Genomic DNA, 15,310 nt, shown 5'->3' on the forward strand with positions numbered 1-15,310 from the left:
ACATATACAAAAGGCAGCACCAAGCATTATTATAACATTTTTATAGCATATAGCAATAAAAATTACACCTGAAAGCCAGGTATAATTGATTTTGTTTCAAAGATCTCGGTGTTTAATACCGATTTCCACCATAAAGGCGAAGAGCTCAAGCGCTGTTTCCTTGCTAGTAGCATAAGCTTCACAAGGCACTCGAACAGAAATATTGACTTTTTACCAATTTTATGCTAATCTAAAAGTAAATTATAAACAAAACAAAAAACATGAAATTTCACTTATTTCACTCACCAGTATCATTTAGTAGGGTTGACCCGCTCGGTAACGGTCTTAGCGAAGAGATAGAGGCAGAGCAACTTGAGGCTGAAGCTATTACACTTGAAGAGGGTCTCAACGAGGGAGAGATAGAGGCGTATTGGCAGTCGGTTCAGCAAGATATTCAAAAAGACCCCGAATGGTTTGATTTTACAAAAGAATAAACTATACTTTTTATAGTAATGCAATTATCTGACGAACAATTTGACCAGCTGATCACGCGTGCCATGGATGAGCTTCCTCAAGAATATATTCGTGGCCTTGAAAATGTGGCGATCGTATATGAAGATGAGCCAACCGAAGAGCAAAAAGTAAAAATGAAAATTGACCAGAACCATCTTTTGCTTGGTTTGTACGAAGGTATTCCGCTGACACAGCGTGGAAGTGGATATACTTTTGTATTACCGGATAAAATTACTCTGTTTAAGCATTCCATTCTTGCGGTCGTGCGAGATGAGGTTCAATTATTTGAGCAAGTAAAGCGAACGCTTTGGCACGAAATCGCCCACTACTATGGTCTAAGCCATAAGCGTATGGACGAGCTTCAGCAGCGCCAATAGTCTGACCCCTTGGGCCTATGGTATACTAGAATTAGTATGCTCTATATATAGAGTGTGAGGGAGTAAAAACGTGTGGCTAGCGAAAAGGCGTAAGATACGTCGGATAGGGATCATCGCAATGGGGTGGCTGTGTATGCTACAACCCTTCTTTTCGCTGCCTGCCTATGCGAGTACTATCCAACCTGGAGAGGTCGTTATTAATGAGCTAAGCACGCAGCCTGGGTGGGTGGAGCTTTATAATATGACAGAAACTCCCATCACACTGACTGGTTGGCGGCTTCAGTCAAAAACACAGACAGAAACAATAAATACGGTTCTTGCTTCGCATGGATTTGTAGTAGTAAACATCACACTCGAAACTTCTGGTGATATGATCCGGCTCTTTGACGAAGGAGAGATGCTTATAAATGAGGTAGCCTACAGCGAGGGAAGCACGCTTGAAGCGCCGGGAGCGCTTCAGAGCCTGGCTCGTCGGGTGGACGGAGGTGCGGTATGGGCGGTGGGCACTTCAACCAAAGGCTTCTCTAATAAGACTGATTTTCTTTCCCCTAGTGTTCCGGGCGGTGGGGCACCCAATGATACAGCAGAAACGACGCTGGATTTTGCCTTCTCATGGCAGCCGGCAAGTGATAATAGTGGGCCGGTAACATACGAGTTTCGTATGGCTACTAGCCCGGAGCTTTTGGGATCAGGCTTCTCATCTGGAGTAGACGGGACAAGTATTGCGTTTCGCAATAATATTGATGCTGGAGACGGCGAATGGTATTGGCAAGTGCGGGCAGTTGATCAATCGCAGAATTATAGCGATTGGAGCACCGTATGGCGTGTGCGAGTTGACACTAACGGACCCGGAATAACAATTGAACGACCTGGTATGACGGAGCTCTTTGGCGGCCCTATGGGTCAGACTATTCCTTTTCAGGCCTCGATCATTGGAGCTCGCGAAGAAACGCCATTTACTCTTGAGCTGGACGGGACTGATGTTACTCAGCAAGTTTCAAGCGCTTGGGATAATGAAGGGCGCTTGCATATAACAGGCTCATTTACGGCAGGGAACCTGAACGAGGGCATACATATATTAAAATTGCGGGCGATTGACGACGTGGGTAACCCCGGTGAGCAGGTGCTGTCGTTTGTGGTTGATAGATCGGCTCCGGAATTGTCAACCAACATAGGTGAAGGTGCGATAGTGGAGGGAAAGGTGCAGGTGACTTTAATGGCTCAAGAGGAGCACCCTGGGGAATATGACATAGCCATTGAGCATAGCGGAAAATCCGTAACCATGGACGCAAAGGACCAAAGTGATACGGCTGAAACAGAGAGCGGTTCGACCGTCCTTTCGTATCTATGGGATACAAAAACGGAAGAAGATGGAGTGTATGAGATACGTTTTCGTGGAGTGGATGCGGCAGGAAACGAAGCTTTTTTAACGCGGACAGTGACAGTGGATAATACACCTGGAGGAGGTTCGCTAGTCCTTTCGTCCCAAGCAATAGACCCATTGCTTGACCAATTAAGTAAACAACTTGCTCAACCTTTTGTGGTGCCTAAGCCGCTCGATCTTCCCTCTGTTGAAGTGGTAAATACGAGCGATCAATTGAGCAGTACAGCTCGAACAACCCCCGTATCGCTTCCCGCAACTGATCAGAACACAAAACTTACTGCCGTTGCTCCAACAGAGAGTGGCTGGCGTATCTTTGGAGTTTTGTGGTACTGGTGGTTTTTATTAATAGTGACCATTATCGTGACATTTTATAGAGCCCGTCGGGCAGTTCGTACTCCATTACCGGATAGCGTGTAGTACACTACGTATATGAATGTAACCAAAGCAATTATACCTGTGGCTGGCTGGGGGACGCGTCGGCTGCCAATTACCAAAGCTATTGAAAAATGTATGTTGCCTATAGGGAATATACCTGTGATTGATTTTGTCGTACAAGATTGTATGCGTGCGGGAATAAAAGATATCTACTTTGTAGTGAGCGGTGATGCGCCGCAACTTAAAAACTATTATGCACGCAATGAACAACTTGAGGTATATCTGCGAAAAAATGGGAAGGAGGCGATGCTGCCACAGATAACTCCACCTAGCGAGATAAACTTCCATTACATTACTCAAGATACTACTGATAAATACGGTACGACGGTGCCGGTATGGCTATGTAGAGAATTTATTGAACCAGAAGAGCAAGTGCTCGTGATAATGGGTGATCAATTCTTCTATCGTACTGACGGTGGTTCGAACGCCGCTGATTTGATAAGGCTCGTTGCCGAGAATAATCTTACCGTAGGACTTTTTGGCGTGCCTGTTCCAATTGAAGAAGTCCAGAAGTACGGGGTGATTGATAAGGATGAGAACAATTTTTATAAACGAATTGTTGAACACCCCACTCCAGAAACAGCACCAAGCAACCTCAACAATGCCAGCTTTTACCTATTTGATCGTGTAATGTTTGATTATTTGGAGCGTGACATGAACACCCTTCATACTGGTGAATATATGATCATTGATCCGATCAATGAATATGTCGCGGGTGGAAAGCAGATAATCGTGGGAGAGGCAAAGGGAGAGTATTTGGATGCCGGCAGTGTTGAGGGCTGGCTCCATGCCAATCAAGTTGTCCTTACGCAAAATAAATTCTAGGAGCTTTGCCCGGTATCATGTAGGATAACCGGGCAGCTCGTTTTTCTGCTACTGAACGTCGAGACGCGGGAGGCTAAGCCATTCACGCAGCTCGCCGAGCACCAGGATGATGTTGTTGCGATCGGCGTCGTCATCCCTCAGGAAGTACACGACCCAGCTGCGCACCCAGCAGTCGTACTCGCGGCTGTTCCTCGTGGCAGGAGGGACAAGCACGGGCCGATTGGTTTTCCACAGCTCTCGCATCTCCGAGAAGATATGGTGTCGCACTTGGGTCGGGTCAATCTTGATACCGGTTTTGAGCCAGTACTCCGCGATGTTGTTGAACCACCGGGCAGTGTCCTGGACGTGGGTGAGGTTGAGGTTGGCTGCTTCATCAAGCAGCTTTGCACGATCGGATAACTCCGACACAATAAACTCCGTCCTGTCTAGAAAAAAGAGCTTTTTTACAGTACCATCATGTTATTGAAGGATCAATACATAAGAGAAGAAATAAATTCTAAGGAACTTCGCCCGGTGTCCATGGAGGCACACCGGGCGAGCTCTGCCTACGCGGAGATCTGTTCGAGTTTGGGCAAGCCGAGATGCTCGCGGCATTCGTTCATGATGATGAAGGCGTGGCTTGACCACTTGCTGTAGTCGTCGTTCTTGGGATCGAGCAGATACATGATGCTGCTCATCACCCAGTTGACGTATTCCTCGTCGCAGTGCGCGCCGGGCGGCGTGAGGGACGGTGCGTAGAATGGGGTCGACCCCCACACCTCTTCCATGTTGCCCACGATGAACCTGCGGGCCCTTCGGTCCAGTTCCATTTCGTACCTCAGCCTCACCTGGACGGCCTTTTCGAACCAGGTCATGACGAGGCGGTAGTTCGCGACGACCAGGCTCTGCGCGGTGCGGAGAACCTCCTGCACCTCTTCTTGCTCTGCCACGATAATCACTCCGATCTCTAGTAGGAAAAAGAGCCTTACCACTATACCATAAATATACAAAGTAGTCAATAAATAAGAAATAATTTCAGGGAGCAACGCCCGACACTTCATGCATGCCGGGCGGGCTCTTGTTGTTTAACGCGGCAATTTGAGCGCTGGTAACCCCAGGAATTCCCGGCAATCGTTCATGGTCTGTTCGGCGTGAGAGATCCAGGCATCGTACTCATCGTTGTCGGGATGGATCAGGAACATGATGTGCCTCATGACCCATCTGAAGTAAGTTAGAAGATTGCGCAGATCATCCTCAGATGCATCGATGGAAGGAGCTCTGGCTGGGGTGGCGCCCCAGGTCTCCTCCATGTTCATGATCAGAAATCTGCGTGCCTTTGGATCGAGCTCCTTCTCGTACTTCACCGTGACCTGGACGGCTTTTTCGAACCAGCTCATGACTTCCTGAGCGTCTGCGACATTCAACGTTTCTGCGATGGTCTGAACTTCGGCAACCTCTTCCGATTCGGCCATGCCAGGCTCCTTCCGATAGAAAACAAGAGCTTTCTATACCCTATCATCGAACCTATATTGTGTCAAAAAGCGAAAGGTTTACAGAGAGCTCTCTATCTGTTACAATAGACAAGATTGATTAACAATTAAAGGAATCATAATGAAGAAAGCAGTCATTAAGGTTGGTGGCAAACAATATGTTGCGGCCGAAAAAGAGACCCTCCTGGTGGACCTCCTCCCGGAAGGAACAAAAGAGCTCACGCTTGATGCACTGTTGGTTATTGATGGTGAAAAAACCACTGTCGGCACGCCAACGGTTAAAGACGTGAAGGTAATTGCCAAGGTGGTGGAAGATCTCGTAAAGGGCGATAAGATCCGCGTGATCCGCTACAAATCAAAAAAGCGTGTTCACAAGGAAAATGGTCATCGCCAGAAATACTCAAAGCTCGAAATCACTTCGATCAAGTAACCGTGAAATCTCTAAAATCTCCGTTTGTCGGTTTGACACGCGGAGATTTTGTTTATAATAGGTGCAAATGACGCAGCGACATATAAACCGCCCATCATCACATCCGCTTATAGATCGTGTATGGCATACGAAAAACATCGAAGATGGCGTGTATGTTGCGACACCAGATTGTGCGTGGGATCTGTTGGCACTAGAACTAGAAGACGGGTCCCGCCACATGATGCTTGCAGGCCAGCAGACCACGTTCTTGCGCGTGCCGTATAGGGCGGGGACGAGCGCGGTTGTTATTTCGTTTGATGCGAGTGCTTACTTAGCTGGTATGAAAGGTGACGAGTTGCTTGATGCAACGGTAATGCTGCCAAATATGGATAGGGATCATTTTGTACTGCTTGGTCGTGTGTTCCGTTTTCCAAATTATGACGAAGCAGAAGAGCTTGCACAGGCGATGGTGGAAGCAGGAATTTTAAAACAGGATGACGTTGTTGCTTCGATTTTAAGCGGTGAACCTAGGGCGATGTCGAGTCGGACAATGCAACGTCACTTTCATGATGTAACAGGGATTAGCCGCAAGGGTTTAGAAAAAATCAGCCGTGCCCAAGAAGCAGTAAAATTACTCCAGACAGGCACAGCCTCGGCTGAAGTGGCTGCGGAGGTCGGCTATACGGATCAGGCGCATCTGACAAAAGATTTGAAGAATATTATGGGGTCGGGCACCATAAACACCGATTACATCCATAAGCTTTAATTATTGTCGTTTTTTTACAAAACTTATTTTTTATGAGGTGATTAAATAGACCTATAAAACACTAAAGGAGAAGAATGATGAAAATGAAGTTAGAGCTCGTACCTGTGCCAGTAAGCGATGTTGATGTGGCTATCGATTTTTATGTAAATAAAGTCGGTTTTACCCTTGATCACGATCACCGCGTTAATGAATCGCTGAGGTTCGTGCAGTTAACGCCGGAGGGCTCGGCATGTTCTATTGTTATTGGAGAAGGTATAACTGAGATGAAGCCGGGAAGCCAACAGGGATTGCAAATGGTGGTCGAAGATACTCGTGCGATTTATGAAATGCTACGGCAAAACGGAGTTGACGCAACCGAAGTCGAAGAGATGCCATGGGGTATCTTCACGCGCTTTAATGATCCAGACGGTAACACTTGGGCAGTACAACAGATTGTCGGAAAGTCTTGAGAATTAGGTATTTTTCTTCCTAGCCTTACGTAGGGCGGCTAGGATCTTTCTTAGCTCGCACCCTGGGCATCATGATGTATTTCGTGATCTCGGGGTGCGATTTTCTCAGCACAAGAAGCATGGCTCGTGCTATACTAGGGAGTAAAGAAGAGGGAAGAAAACCAGTGACAACCGTCATCTCAGTGACCAACCAAAAAGGTGGGGTAGGTAAAACGACCAGCGCCGTCAACATCGCTTACTTTTTAGCTAAACAGGGCAAAAAAACGCTACTGGTCGACTTTGATCCTCAGGGAAACGCGACAAGTGGCCTTGGCTTTGATAAACAAGAGCTTGAAGGAACGATGAGCGATGTTATCTTAGAGACAAAGCAGCTCGTGGATGTTATTCTGCCGACCAAGCACAAGAATTTATTTTTAGCCCCAACGACACCACACTTAGCAAATACGGAGGTAGAGTTGGCGCAAGCGAATCGTCGGTTTACTCGCCTTAAAAACGCTATAGGCACAGTACAAGGGTATGATTTTGTACTGATTGATAACCCGCCGAGTCTCAGTTTGCTCACGGTGAATGGGCTGATTGCCGCTAGGTTTGTGTTGCTTCCGGTACAGGCGGAATTTTATGCGCTTGAAGGCTTGGGGCAACTTCTTGAAACGATGAAGCTTATCCGCAAAAGTATGAATCCGACACTTGATCTTATTGGGGTGCTTCCAACGATGGTAGACGGTCGGACGACACTGAGTGGCCAGGTGCATGAAGAAATTAAGAAGCATTTTCCGGGAAAGGTGTTTAAAACAGTTATTCCACGCAATATACGACTCGCCGAAGCGCCGAGCCATGGCCTTCCCGTAGGGGCATACGATCGGTTTTCTAAGGGTGCTCGCGCGTATAAATCTGTAACGAAGGAGGTGCTTGATCGTGTCGGCTAAAAAAGGGCTTGGGAGAGGGTTTGATTCGCTTATTCCGACGGAACTATTTGATGAGTCATTTGATCCGACAGCCGAGCAAGATGAGAAGGTCAGTGAGCTGCGCCAAATCCGACTTGATCAAATTGAGGCCGACCCGGATCAGCCACGCCGAGTTTTTGATGAGATCGCTCTTGATGAACTGGCGATTTCTATCGCCGAGCATGGCGTTGTGCAGCCCATTGTTGTGACGCCTTACGGCGGCCACTATCGGATTGTTGCGGGTGAGCGGCGATGGCGCGCGGCTACCAAGGCGGGCCTTGAGAAGATTCCAGCACTTGTACGTACACTAAGTGATCAGCATAGACTTGAACTTTCGTTGATTGAAAATTTACAGCGCCAAGATCTCAATATTCTTGAGACGGCAACGGCATATCTAAAGCTACGCGACCAGTTTAATATGACCCTTGATGAAATCGGGCAGCGCGTGGGAGGTAAATCGCCGAGCAGTATCAGTAATACGTTGCGATTACTTCGTTTACCTGAGTCCGTGCGTGAGGCATTGGCTGACGGTAAGCTGCGCGAAGGTCAGGCGCGCCCATTAGTGAGTGTCGACCCTGGCGCGGCAGAAGAGATTCTCCCTAGGATTTTAAGCGAAGAATGGAGTGCTCGTAAGATTGAGCAATATGCAAACGAAGCCAAGAATGCGAAAGGGAATGCGCTTAAAGATAGCCAGCCTCGAGCGGCCTCGCTCTACGAAAAGGACACGGATCAGTTTAAAAAACGCTTTAGTACCGATGTAAGTATCAAAACGACCGCAAAAGGCGCGGGCCAGATCGTCATTCGATTTAAAGACGATAAGGAATTTCAGCGGCTCAAGAAGTTACTTGATGCTTAAAATCCGCGTATACCATTAAGTGGGTAAATGCGGAAGGCGACAGGCCCGACGACATCATAGAGAGGGATGAGGCCGAGACCGTTTCGTGAGTCATACGAGAAGTCGCCTTGGCGGTGGTCTCCGGATACGAAAATTGTTCCAGCCGTAACGGTAGTGTCTACTTCACCGCTGGTTGGTGACCCTGGCTCGCCGTGATTATTATCGTCGGGATGGAAACCTTCGGGATGCTCGGTATTGTAAACGGTCAAAATCCCGTTCTTTACGGTGACTCGTTCGCCCTCGAAGGCGATAACGCGTTTGACGATGTATTCGTCGCCCGTACCGGGATTGTACATAGGGTTTCTAAAGACGATGATTTGCCCGCGCGAGGGAATATATGGTTTATTTTGAAGCTGGGACCACGTGACTGGGAGGCGATCAATAATAAGACGATCCCCGGTAAAGAGCGTCTTTTCCATGCTTGGCCCGACGACATTGAAACTACGAAAAACGTATGTATTTATAACTAGTGTACCGATGAGAACACAGGCGATAAAGATTGCTATATTGAGAACATCCTTAACAAAAGGATGACGTTGCATAAACGATGCTTCCATTGCTCTTACTATACACACTTTAGCGGTGACTGTAAAAGCAAAAAGTTTATGATTTTTCGTTTTAAAAAACGCATGAGTCGTATATAGTAGGAGAAGTATTTATGACACAGCAGCGAAACTCCATGGATGGCTTTGTGCCTCGTCGTTCGAACACTCCCAAGGTGGATGAGCCTATGGCCCAGGCGGCAAATAGGTTTAACCAAACCCGTCCGGTTATTAATAACCCGGAGACTTCATCTAGGCGTCGAGTTGGGGTAGTGACACCAATTGCCAAGCGGGATCTCGACGAGTCGCTTAAAGGTATCGATGAGCCTGAGCAAGGTAAAAAAGGAAAGAAACGTCGGGGTGATAAAAAACCCAAGAGCAAACTTCGTCGCATTATCAAGTGGGTACTTATTGTACTCGCTGTCGCTATCATAGGTATTGCGGGATATTTTGTATACAAAAGTATGAATGCGGGAAGCCAAATATTCAAAGGTAGTATCCTCGATATTATTCAGAACAAGCCGCTCAAGCAGGACGAAAATGGGCGTAGTAACATATTGGTTCTCGGGACATCTCAAGACGACCCGGGACACGAAGCGGGATACCTTACGGATTCAATCATGATCATTAGCGTTGACCAAAAAAATAAGAATGCGTACATGGTCAGTATTCCTCGTGATATGGAAGTACAATATGGTCAAGGCTGTATGTCTGGCTACTCGGGAAAGATAAATGCGTACTATAACTGTGTCGGTGGTGGGACTGACAATATTGATTCTGAGCGGGCGGCTCTTGCTAAAGAACAAGCCTTTATTGGTGGTATCACTGGGCTTGATATCCAGTATGGCGTCAATGTTAACTACACGGTGATGCGTGAATTGGTGAACGCTGTTGGTGGTATTACGGTAACAATTGAAAGTCGTGACCCGAGAGGTCAGATGGATAGTAACTTTGACTGGAAGTGTGGCGTTGGTGATCGTAAGGTAAGTCGCGCCGAAGTGTTGCGTCGCTGTCCCCCAAGTGGTCATTTTATCGATTATCCTAATGGTCCTGTGACGCTTGATGCCGAGCACGCTCTGTATCTGGCTCAGGCGCGTGGAGACAGGGCGCCAACGTATGGCTTTGAGCAATCAAACTTTGACCGTGAGAAAAACCAACAAAAGATCGTTAAGGCGATTCGTGAAAAAGCTCTTAGTGCCGGTGTGTTGACCGACTTTGGCAAAGTGAGCGGTATTATCGATGCTCTTGGAAATAACTTAAGGACGACCTTTGAGTCGAGCGAGGTACGCACGCTGGTTTCACTTGCTAAGGACATAAAAGACAGCGATATACAATCGATAGTTCTTAATGATCCGGCGAATCCGATATTGAACGGAAATGCACAGCCCGTAGCTGGTAAGTTCCAATTTGGTCCACTTAAGGAGTTTCTAAAGAAGAAGCTCAGCTCCAATCCGGTTGTAAGCGAAGAAGCAAACGTTGTCGTATTAAATGGCTCGGGGGTTGCCGGGGTTGCGCAAAAAGAGGCGGATAAACTAGAGGCGCAAGGCTTCACCATTAGTAATGTTTCGACTGCTCCTGAGGCGACCTATGCAGACGTTGAAGTGTATCAGATCGGTGATGGTATGCCTGCTACGAAAGGCAAGCTCGAGTTGCTCTTTGGTATAAAAGTGAAGACGACAGCACCTCCCGTAACACCGGCTGCCGGAACGAATTTCGTCGTGATATTTGGCAAAGATCGTTCGGCGAGCGAATAAATGGTATAATGGCCTCTAGTATGGAGTTCCTGAAACTATCAAAAAAACGATCGCTCTTCAGCGAGATCATCTATGTCGTTTTAAATATTGCACTTGCTGTTGCCGTACTTGCTATTGTATGGGCGGTTGAATCACCGTGGGCGGCCTTGGCCCTGGTATTACTGAGCAAGTGGCGTGTATTGGCGGTGCGACCGCGCTATTGGTTTGCGAATATACAAGCCAACTCAGTTGATATTATCGTGAGTGTCAGTGTGGTTATTTTGCTGTACGCAGCAAGTGGTGCGATTATCGCGCAATGTGTTATCGCGGCACTTTACATCGTATGGTTACTTTTTATAAAACCACGCTCAAAACGAGCATTCATCACTTTGCAGGCGGGTACGGCACTTTTCTTGGGTATTACGGCCCTGGCCCTTATTTCGTATAGCTGGAATGTTGTATTTGTGGTTGCGGCTATGTGGTTTATTGGCTTCAGTGTAGCGCGCCATGTCTTAGCTAGTTACGAAGAAGCGCATCTCTCTTTCTATAGTCTCATATGGGGACTAGTAATGGCTGAGTTTGGGTGGGTGATGTACCACTGGACGTTCGCATACAATCTACCCGGAGTAGGGCATATCAAATTTGTACAAGAAGCGCTGGTGGCCTTGGCCTTTAGCTTCCTCGCAGAGCGTGTGTACGCAAGTTATGAGAAGCATGGTGAAGTCCGTGGCAATGATGTGCTATTGCCTGCGCTTTTTTCGGTGAGCGTCATCCTTGTGTTGATTATTTTCTTCAATCGCATCAATACAGGCGGCATTTAAGCCCTCCCTCAGATTGAGTGGGTAGAATCGAATCATCATGAGTGAGAAAAAAGAAGAAGTAGTAGAAACACCCGTAGAAACACCGGTACGACCGCGCCGCAATCATAAAATTATCTGGATTATCACAGGAAGCATAGTTGTCCTTATTGCCCTGGGTGCGGTAGCTGGATTTGAGCTAGGCAAATTATTTAATCAGCAAAGCAATAATGGATTAACCTCTCATCAGGCTCCTGCGAATGATGGGAATAAGATTGTCACGCAACAAGAGGGGGATATCGCGAGTGTTGTAGAGAAGGTGGGACCAAGTGTGGTTTCCATCATTACTACCGAATCGGCCGGGCCGGAATATGGCAACGGCGAAGCTGCTCAGCAAGAGGGTGCGGGAACAGGCATTATCGTCAGCGGTGATGGCTATATTCTCACTAATAAACACGTTATTAGTGACGCGAAAACAATCAAAGTAGTTCTTTCTGATGGCACGACACACGAGAATGTAAAACTTGTTGGTACCGATCCGCTTAATGATGTGGCCTTTTTAAAAGTAGATGGCGTGACTAACTTACCGGCGGCGCAACTTGGAGATTCTTCTTCGACACGTATCGGTCAGCAGGTTGTGGCTATCGGAAATTCGTTGGGGCAGTATCAAAATACGGTAACGAGCGGTATTATATCTGGTATCGGACGCCCTATTTCAGCGCAAGCTGGTAATACGGTTGAAAATCTTACCGATCTTTTGCAAACAGACGCGGCAATTAATCTCGGTAATTCAGGTGGTCCGCTTTTAAATCTGAGTGGTCAAGTCATTGGTATTAATACGGCGATCGTGCAAGATGCTCAGGGAATCGGGTTTGCAATCCCTATCAATACGACCAAAGGTATCATGAAAGGTGTGCTAGCAGGCAAAGGAGTTACGAGAGCATACCTAGGCGTTAACTTTGTGACGATTACGGCTGATGTGGCGAAATATTATAACCTTGGAGTGAAGCAGGGTGCGTACGTTCATTCTGAACGAGGTGCGGCAGTCCTTGCGGGAAGTCCCGCTGATAAAGCCGGAATAAAAGACGGCGATATTATCACTAAGATCGGCGGAGTGGATGTTGGCGTGGGTGGCAGCGTCTCGAGCTTGGTTGCTGAGTATGTTCCTGGAGATACAATAGAAGTGTCAGTATTACGAGATGGCAAAACGGTGACACTTCAAGTCACGCTGGCAGCTTACAAGGCTTAGGTTTTTTGTAGAACGATAATGAAGCCGTCGGTGGCATGTACGCTGAAGTGATGGTCTTTGGCTGACATAACGATAGCCTGGTGTTGTCTGGGGTCGGCTTCGAGAAAAAGATAGCCATTTGAGGCGAGTCTGGTGCTCGCCTCTTCAACGAGTTTGTTGATGAGTTGGAGGCCATTATCGCTGGCAAAAAGGGCAAGCTCCGGCTCGTACTGCGTTTCGGGCGAAAGCTCCCAGGAATGGTCGACATAAGGGAGGTTTGCAATAATGTAGTGTGGAGAGAACGGATAAGATTCAAGAAGATCGCTGTGAAGTATATCGACATCGCCGCCGAGTGCTTGGGCGTTACTCTCGGCAACCTTGAGGGCATGATTACTGATATCCGCTAGAGTGACGCGGAGGGTAGGAAGTTCGAGTTTGGCGGTAATACCCAGACAGCCACTTCCCGTGCCGATATCAATCAGCCGTTGAGGCGTAGCAAGCAGGCTGGGCGGTTGGTTTTCAACGATTTCTTTTAAGAGAGTAATTATCGTTTCGGATTCGGGTCGGGGAATAAGTGTTGCAGGAGTTACTTTAAAGGATCGCCCATAAAACTCTTTATGTCCGATGATGTAGGCAATAGGCGTCCGTTCAAGGCGGAGCGTTAGCCTGGCATCGGCAATTTCAAGTTGTCGTATGTCAAGCCTTTCGTCGTTGTGGGCATGAACATACGTACGATTTTTGCGAATAGTGTGAGCTAAGATTATTTCAGCGTCAAGCCGGGCCGATGAAATACCCTCAGCTGATAGTTTTTTAGCAGCCTCTTGCACCCAGGCTCTATATGTTGGCGTTTTTTGCGGCAAGCTCACGTTCATATCCTTGCAAATGTTCAATGATGTCTTCGATACTGCCATTTAGCGCGGCGGGAATATTGCTGCGTGAATAGCCGATACGATGATCGGTGATGCGATCCTGAGGGAAGTTGTATGTACGAATTTTTTCGCTGCGATCGCCGCTTCCGATCAAGCTGCGGCGTTCGGCCGCAAGCTTGGATTGCTCCTCGTCGATCTTTTGTTGGAGAAGCCGGCTACGCAGAACGCTCATAGCCTTCTCCTTGTTTTTTAACTGAGACTTCTCATCTTGGTTGGTAACCACCATGCCGCTTGGAAGGTGAGTGATACGCACGGCGCTGTCGGTGGTATTGACACTCTGACCGCCATGGCCACTTGCCCGGTAAATATCAATACGAAGATCACTCGGATTAATTTCGATATCAGTTTCTTCGGCTTCAGGAAGGACCGCCACAGTAACCGTACTTGTATGAATTCGTCCCTGAGATTCGGTCGCTGGCACACGCTGGACGCGGTGAACGCCGGATTCAAACTTTAACTGGGCATAGGGAGAATCGCCCTTAATACTAAATACGACTTCTTTGTAGCCGCCGGTATCGTTGGCACTTTCGCTAATGAGCTCGGTTTTGAGGTTGTGAGTTTCGCAGTAGCGCAAATACATTCGGTAGAGCTCGGCAGCAAACAAGCTAGCTTCGTCGCCGCCGGCACCGGCTCGAATTTCGACGATAACATTCTTCTCATCATTTGGGTCCTTGGGAGCGAGCATGATAAACAATTCGTCCTCAAGCTTTTCAAGTTTAGCTTCGGTTTCGGCTACTTCAAGCTTGGCTAATTCGGCCAGTTCATCGCTCCCGGTAGCGAGGTGCCTTGCTTCTTCAAGCTGACTTTCGAGCGTTTGGCGCAGAGTGGCTTTTTCGATAATAGTATCGAGTTCTGAAAGCCGACGGTTTTTACTACCGAACTGCGGATCGCTATATGCGTTCGGCGACGCCAAAAAATCCGTCAATTCGGTTTTTTCTTGGTTGAGGAGGGTGAGGTCGAGGTTAATTTTAGGCATATTACTTCTTTTTTAGAAAAATGATTCCGATGATAAGGCCGGGTATCCAGGTGACGATGCTCATTGCGGCCATTATAAAGGTGACAACGCTTGCAACTGTTGAAAAAGGCGTCGGTTGCGGGAATAGTTGGTCTGTACCGGAAGGCTGCGAGGAGCCAACGACGAAATTGACAATAGCATTGAGGAGAACCGCAAGCAAAAATAGCGTAGACGGACCGACGAGCAGTAACATACCAAGTTTTTTATAAGACTTTTTCGCCGGAACTTGTTGTGGATCCATAGCCTTCTTTGCTCCTTCCTCCTCAGTATAGCAAAAAGAGGCCGCTTACAGGTGCGCTGGCCTCTTGATGATGCTTTATTTGTCTGAAGCGGCTTTCTTAGCCTTAAGGGCGTTGAGCTTTTTTGCCTTTGATGCCAGCTGCTCTTTGCGAGCTTCGGCGGCAGCAAACTTAGCCTTGAAGCGGTCAACGCGACCTTCGGTGTCGATGATCTTCTCTTCACCGGTAAAGAATGGGTGAGACGCTGATGAAATGTGGATTTTCACCAGTGGATACTCATTGCCATCTTCCCATTTGATTGTTTCGCTTGTTTGCGCGGTACTTTGAGTTAAGAACTTAAAACCCGCAGCCTCGTCGCTAAATACGACAGGGCGATAGTTGG

Annotated in this window: 19 protein-coding genes and 1 pseudogene; 12 read left to right on the forward strand and 8 right to left on the reverse strand. The window is 47.6% G+C overall.

The features are described from left to right. Positions 1 to 260 precede the first annotated feature (260 nt). The 4 genes from VFH06_00190 to VFH06_00205 all read left to right on the forward strand — a co-directional run bounded on the left by VFH06_00190 (position 261) and on the right by VFH06_00205 (position 3,513). Positions 261 to 473, forward strand: a complete 213-nt coding sequence (locus VFH06_00190; GenBank protein ID HET6746512.1) for a hypothetical protein — start codon at positions 261 to 263, stop codon at positions 471 to 473. An 18-nt stretch (positions 474 to 491) separates the two neighbouring features. Continuing rightward, a complete protein-coding gene (locus VFH06_00195; protein ID HET6746513.1) occupies positions 492 to 869 on the forward strand; it encodes a metallopeptidase family protein in 378 nt (125 codons plus the stop codon). Between the two features lie 133 nt (positions 870 to 1,002). Next, entirely contained in the window at positions 1,003 to 2,670 is a 1,668-nt protein-coding gene (locus VFH06_00200; GenBank protein ID HET6746514.1) for a lamin tail domain-containing protein, read from the forward strand. 12 nt (positions 2,671 to 2,682) lie between these two features. Next, a complete protein-coding gene (locus tag VFH06_00205) occupies positions 2,683 to 3,513 on the forward strand; it encodes a sugar phosphate nucleotidyltransferase (GenBank protein ID HET6746515.1) in 831 nt (276 codons plus the stop codon). Positions 3,514 to 3,561: 48 nt separating this feature from the next. Here VFH06_00205 and VFH06_00210 read toward each other — a convergent pair whose 3' ends face one another. The 3 genes from VFH06_00210 to VFH06_00220 all read right to left on the reverse strand — a co-directional run bounded on the left by VFH06_00210 (position 3,562) and on the right by VFH06_00220 (position 4,964). Beyond that, entirely contained in the window at positions 3,562 to 3,921 is a 360-nt protein-coding gene (locus tag VFH06_00210) for a hypothetical protein (protein ID HET6746516.1), read from the reverse strand. Positions 3,922 to 4,058: 137 nt separating this feature from the next. Then, on the reverse strand, positions 4,059 to 4,442 hold the full coding sequence (locus VFH06_00215) for a hypothetical protein (protein HET6746517.1): 384 nt from the start codon (positions 4,440 to 4,442) through the stop codon (positions 4,059 to 4,061). A 135-nt stretch (positions 4,443 to 4,577) separates the two neighbouring features. Continuing rightward, the gene (locus VFH06_00220; GenBank protein HET6746518.1) at positions 4,578 to 4,964 is read right to left on the reverse strand and encodes a hypothetical protein; all 387 of its coding nucleotides are present in this window, start codon (positions 4,962 to 4,964) and stop codon (positions 4,578 to 4,580) included. 139 nt (positions 4,965 to 5,103) lie between these two features. Here VFH06_00220 and rplU point away from each other — a divergent pair, with 139 nt between their 5' ends. The 5 genes from rplU to VFH06_00245 all read left to right on the forward strand — a co-directional run bounded on the left by rplU (position 5,104) and on the right by VFH06_00245 (position 8,406). Next, positions 5,104 to 5,412, forward strand: a complete 309-nt coding sequence (rplU, locus tag VFH06_00225; protein ID HET6746519.1) for a 50S ribosomal protein L21 — start codon at positions 5,104 to 5,106, stop codon at positions 5,410 to 5,412. 67 nt (positions 5,413 to 5,479) lie between these two features. Then, positions 5,480 to 6,157, forward strand: a complete 678-nt coding sequence (locus VFH06_00230; GenBank protein HET6746520.1) for a helix-turn-helix domain-containing protein — start codon at positions 5,480 to 5,482, stop codon at positions 6,155 to 6,157. Between the two features lie 74 nt (positions 6,158 to 6,231). Then, positions 6,232 to 6,606: a VOC family protein gene (locus VFH06_00235; GenBank protein HET6746521.1), complete on the forward strand. Its 375-nt coding sequence runs from the start codon at positions 6,232 to 6,234 to the stop codon at positions 6,604 to 6,606. A gap of 119 nt (positions 6,607 to 6,725) precedes the next feature. Then, positions 6,726 to 7,532: a ParA family protein gene (locus VFH06_00240; protein ID HET6746522.1), complete on the forward strand. Its 807-nt coding sequence runs from the start codon at positions 6,726 to 6,728 to the stop codon at positions 7,530 to 7,532. After that, complete coding sequence (locus tag VFH06_00245) at positions 7,522 to 8,406, forward strand: ParB/RepB/Spo0J family partition protein (GenBank protein ID HET6746523.1); 885 nt, start codon at positions 7,522 to 7,524, stop codon at positions 8,404 to 8,406. Before VFH06_00240 ends, VFH06_00245 begins: the two co-directional genes overlap by 11 nt. Here VFH06_00245 and lepB read toward each other — a convergent pair. Then, complete coding sequence (lepB, locus tag VFH06_00250) at positions 8,403 to 9,002, reverse strand: signal peptidase I (protein HET6746524.1); 600 nt, start codon at positions 9,000 to 9,002, stop codon at positions 8,403 to 8,405. The two genes, VFH06_00245 and lepB, sit on opposite strands and share 4 nt — an antisense overlap. Positions 9,003 to 9,103: 101 nt before the next feature. On the opposite strand from lepB, the gene VFH06_00255 reads away from it, so the two are divergent. The 3 genes from VFH06_00255 to VFH06_00265 are packed head-to-tail and all read left to right on the forward strand — an operon-like array spanning position 9,104 to position 12,766. After that, entirely contained in the window at positions 9,104 to 10,741 is a 1,638-nt protein-coding gene (locus VFH06_00255; GenBank protein HET6746525.1) for an LCP family protein, read from the forward strand. A gap of 20 nt (positions 10,742 to 10,761) precedes the next feature. Then, positions 10,762 to 11,541, forward strand: a complete 780-nt coding sequence (locus VFH06_00260; GenBank protein ID HET6746526.1) for a hypothetical protein — start codon at positions 10,762 to 10,764, stop codon at positions 11,539 to 11,541. A gap of 37 nt (positions 11,542 to 11,578) precedes the next feature. Beyond that, positions 11,579 to 12,766 (forward strand): trypsin-like peptidase domain-containing protein, encoded by a 1,188-nt coding sequence (locus VFH06_00265; GenBank protein ID HET6746527.1) that lies wholly within the window; start codon positions 11,579 to 11,581, stop codon positions 12,764 to 12,766. Here VFH06_00265 and prmC read toward each other — a convergent pair. The 4 genes and pseudogenes from prmC to VFH06_00285 all read right to left on the reverse strand — a co-directional run bounded on the left by prmC (position 12,763) and on the right by VFH06_00285 (position 15,310). After that, positions 12,763 to 13,617 carry a peptide chain release factor N(5)-glutamine methyltransferase gene (gene prmC / locus VFH06_00270; GenBank protein ID HET6746528.1) on the reverse strand — a complete coding sequence of 285 codons (855 nt, stop codon included), beginning with the start codon at positions 13,615 to 13,617 and terminating at the stop codon, positions 12,763 to 12,765. The genes VFH06_00265 and prmC overlap by 4 nt on opposite strands. Further along, complete coding sequence (gene prfA / locus VFH06_00275; GenBank protein ID HET6746529.1) at positions 13,580 to 14,650, reverse strand: peptide chain release factor 1; 1,071 nt, start codon at positions 14,648 to 14,650, stop codon at positions 13,580 to 13,582. The genes prmC and prfA overlap by 38 nt, the downstream gene beginning before the upstream one ends. 1 nt (position 14,651) lies before the next feature. Next, entirely contained in the window at positions 14,652 to 14,930 is a 279-nt protein-coding gene (locus VFH06_00280; GenBank protein HET6746530.1) for a hypothetical protein, read from the reverse strand. Between the two features lie 165 nt (positions 14,931 to 15,095). Further along, positions 15,096 to 15,310: pseudogene (locus VFH06_00285) on the reverse strand (type B 50S ribosomal protein L31).

The organism is Candidatus Saccharimonadales bacterium, from assembly GCA_035697325.1.
GTDB lineage: Bacteria > Patescibacteriota > Saccharimonadia > Saccharimonadales > Saccharimonadaceae > JALRBM01.

What these genes read in the sequence shown, in the direction of transcription:
- VFH06_00190 (HET6746512.1), top strand. Translation starts at nt 261, where the DNA reads ATGAAATTTCACTTATTTCACTCACCAGTATCATTTAGTAGGGTTGAC.
- VFH06_00195 (HET6746513.1), top strand. Translation starts at nt 492, where the DNA reads ATGCAATTATCTGACGAACAATTTGACCAGCTGATCACGCGTGCCATG.
- VFH06_00200 (HET6746514.1), top strand. Translation starts at nt 1,003, where the DNA reads ATGCTACAACCCTTCTTTTCGCTGCCTGCCTATGCGAGTACTATCCAA.
- VFH06_00205 (HET6746515.1), top strand. Translation starts at nt 2,683, where the DNA reads ATGAATGTAACCAAAGCAATTATACCTGTGGCTGGCTGGGGGACGCGT.
- VFH06_00220 (HET6746518.1), bottom strand. Translation starts at nt 4,964, where the DNA reads ATGGCCGAATCGGAAGAGGTTGCCGAAGTTCAGACCATCGCAGAAACG.
- rplU (HET6746519.1), top strand. Translation starts at nt 5,104, where the DNA reads ATGAAGAAAGCAGTCATTAAGGTTGGTGGCAAACAATATGTTGCGGCC.
- VFH06_00230 (HET6746520.1), top strand. Translation starts at nt 5,480, where the DNA reads ATGACGCAGCGACATATAAACCGCCCATCATCACATCCGCTTATAGAT.
- VFH06_00235 (HET6746521.1), top strand. Translation starts at nt 6,232, where the DNA reads ATGATGAAAATGAAGTTAGAGCTCGTACCTGTGCCAGTAAGCGATGTT.
- VFH06_00240 (HET6746522.1), top strand. Translation starts at nt 6,726, where the DNA reads ATGGCTCGTGCTATACTAGGGAGTAAAGAAGAGGGAAGAAAACCAGTG.
- lepB (HET6746524.1), bottom strand. Translation starts at nt 9,002, where the DNA reads ATGGAAGCATCGTTTATGCAACGTCATCCTTTTGTTAAGGATGTTCTC.
- VFH06_00255 (HET6746525.1), top strand. Translation starts at nt 9,104, where the DNA reads ATGACACAGCAGCGAAACTCCATGGATGGCTTTGTGCCTCGTCGTTCG.
- VFH06_00260 (HET6746526.1), top strand. Translation starts at nt 10,762, where the DNA reads ATGGAGTTCCTGAAACTATCAAAAAAACGATCGCTCTTCAGCGAGATC.
- VFH06_00265 (HET6746527.1), top strand. Translation starts at nt 11,579, where the DNA reads ATGAGTGAGAAAAAAGAAGAAGTAGTAGAAACACCCGTAGAAACACCG.
- prmC (HET6746528.1), bottom strand. Translation starts at nt 13,617, where the DNA reads ATGAACGTGAGCTTGCCGCAAAAAACGCCAACATATAGAGCCTGGGTG.
- prfA (HET6746529.1), bottom strand. Translation starts at nt 14,650, where the DNA reads ATGCCTAAAATTAACCTCGACCTCACCCTCCTCAACCAAGAAAAAACC.
- VFH06_00280 (HET6746530.1), bottom strand. Translation starts at nt 14,930, where the DNA reads ATGGATCCACAACAAGTTCCGGCGAAAAAGTCTTATAAAAAACTTGGT.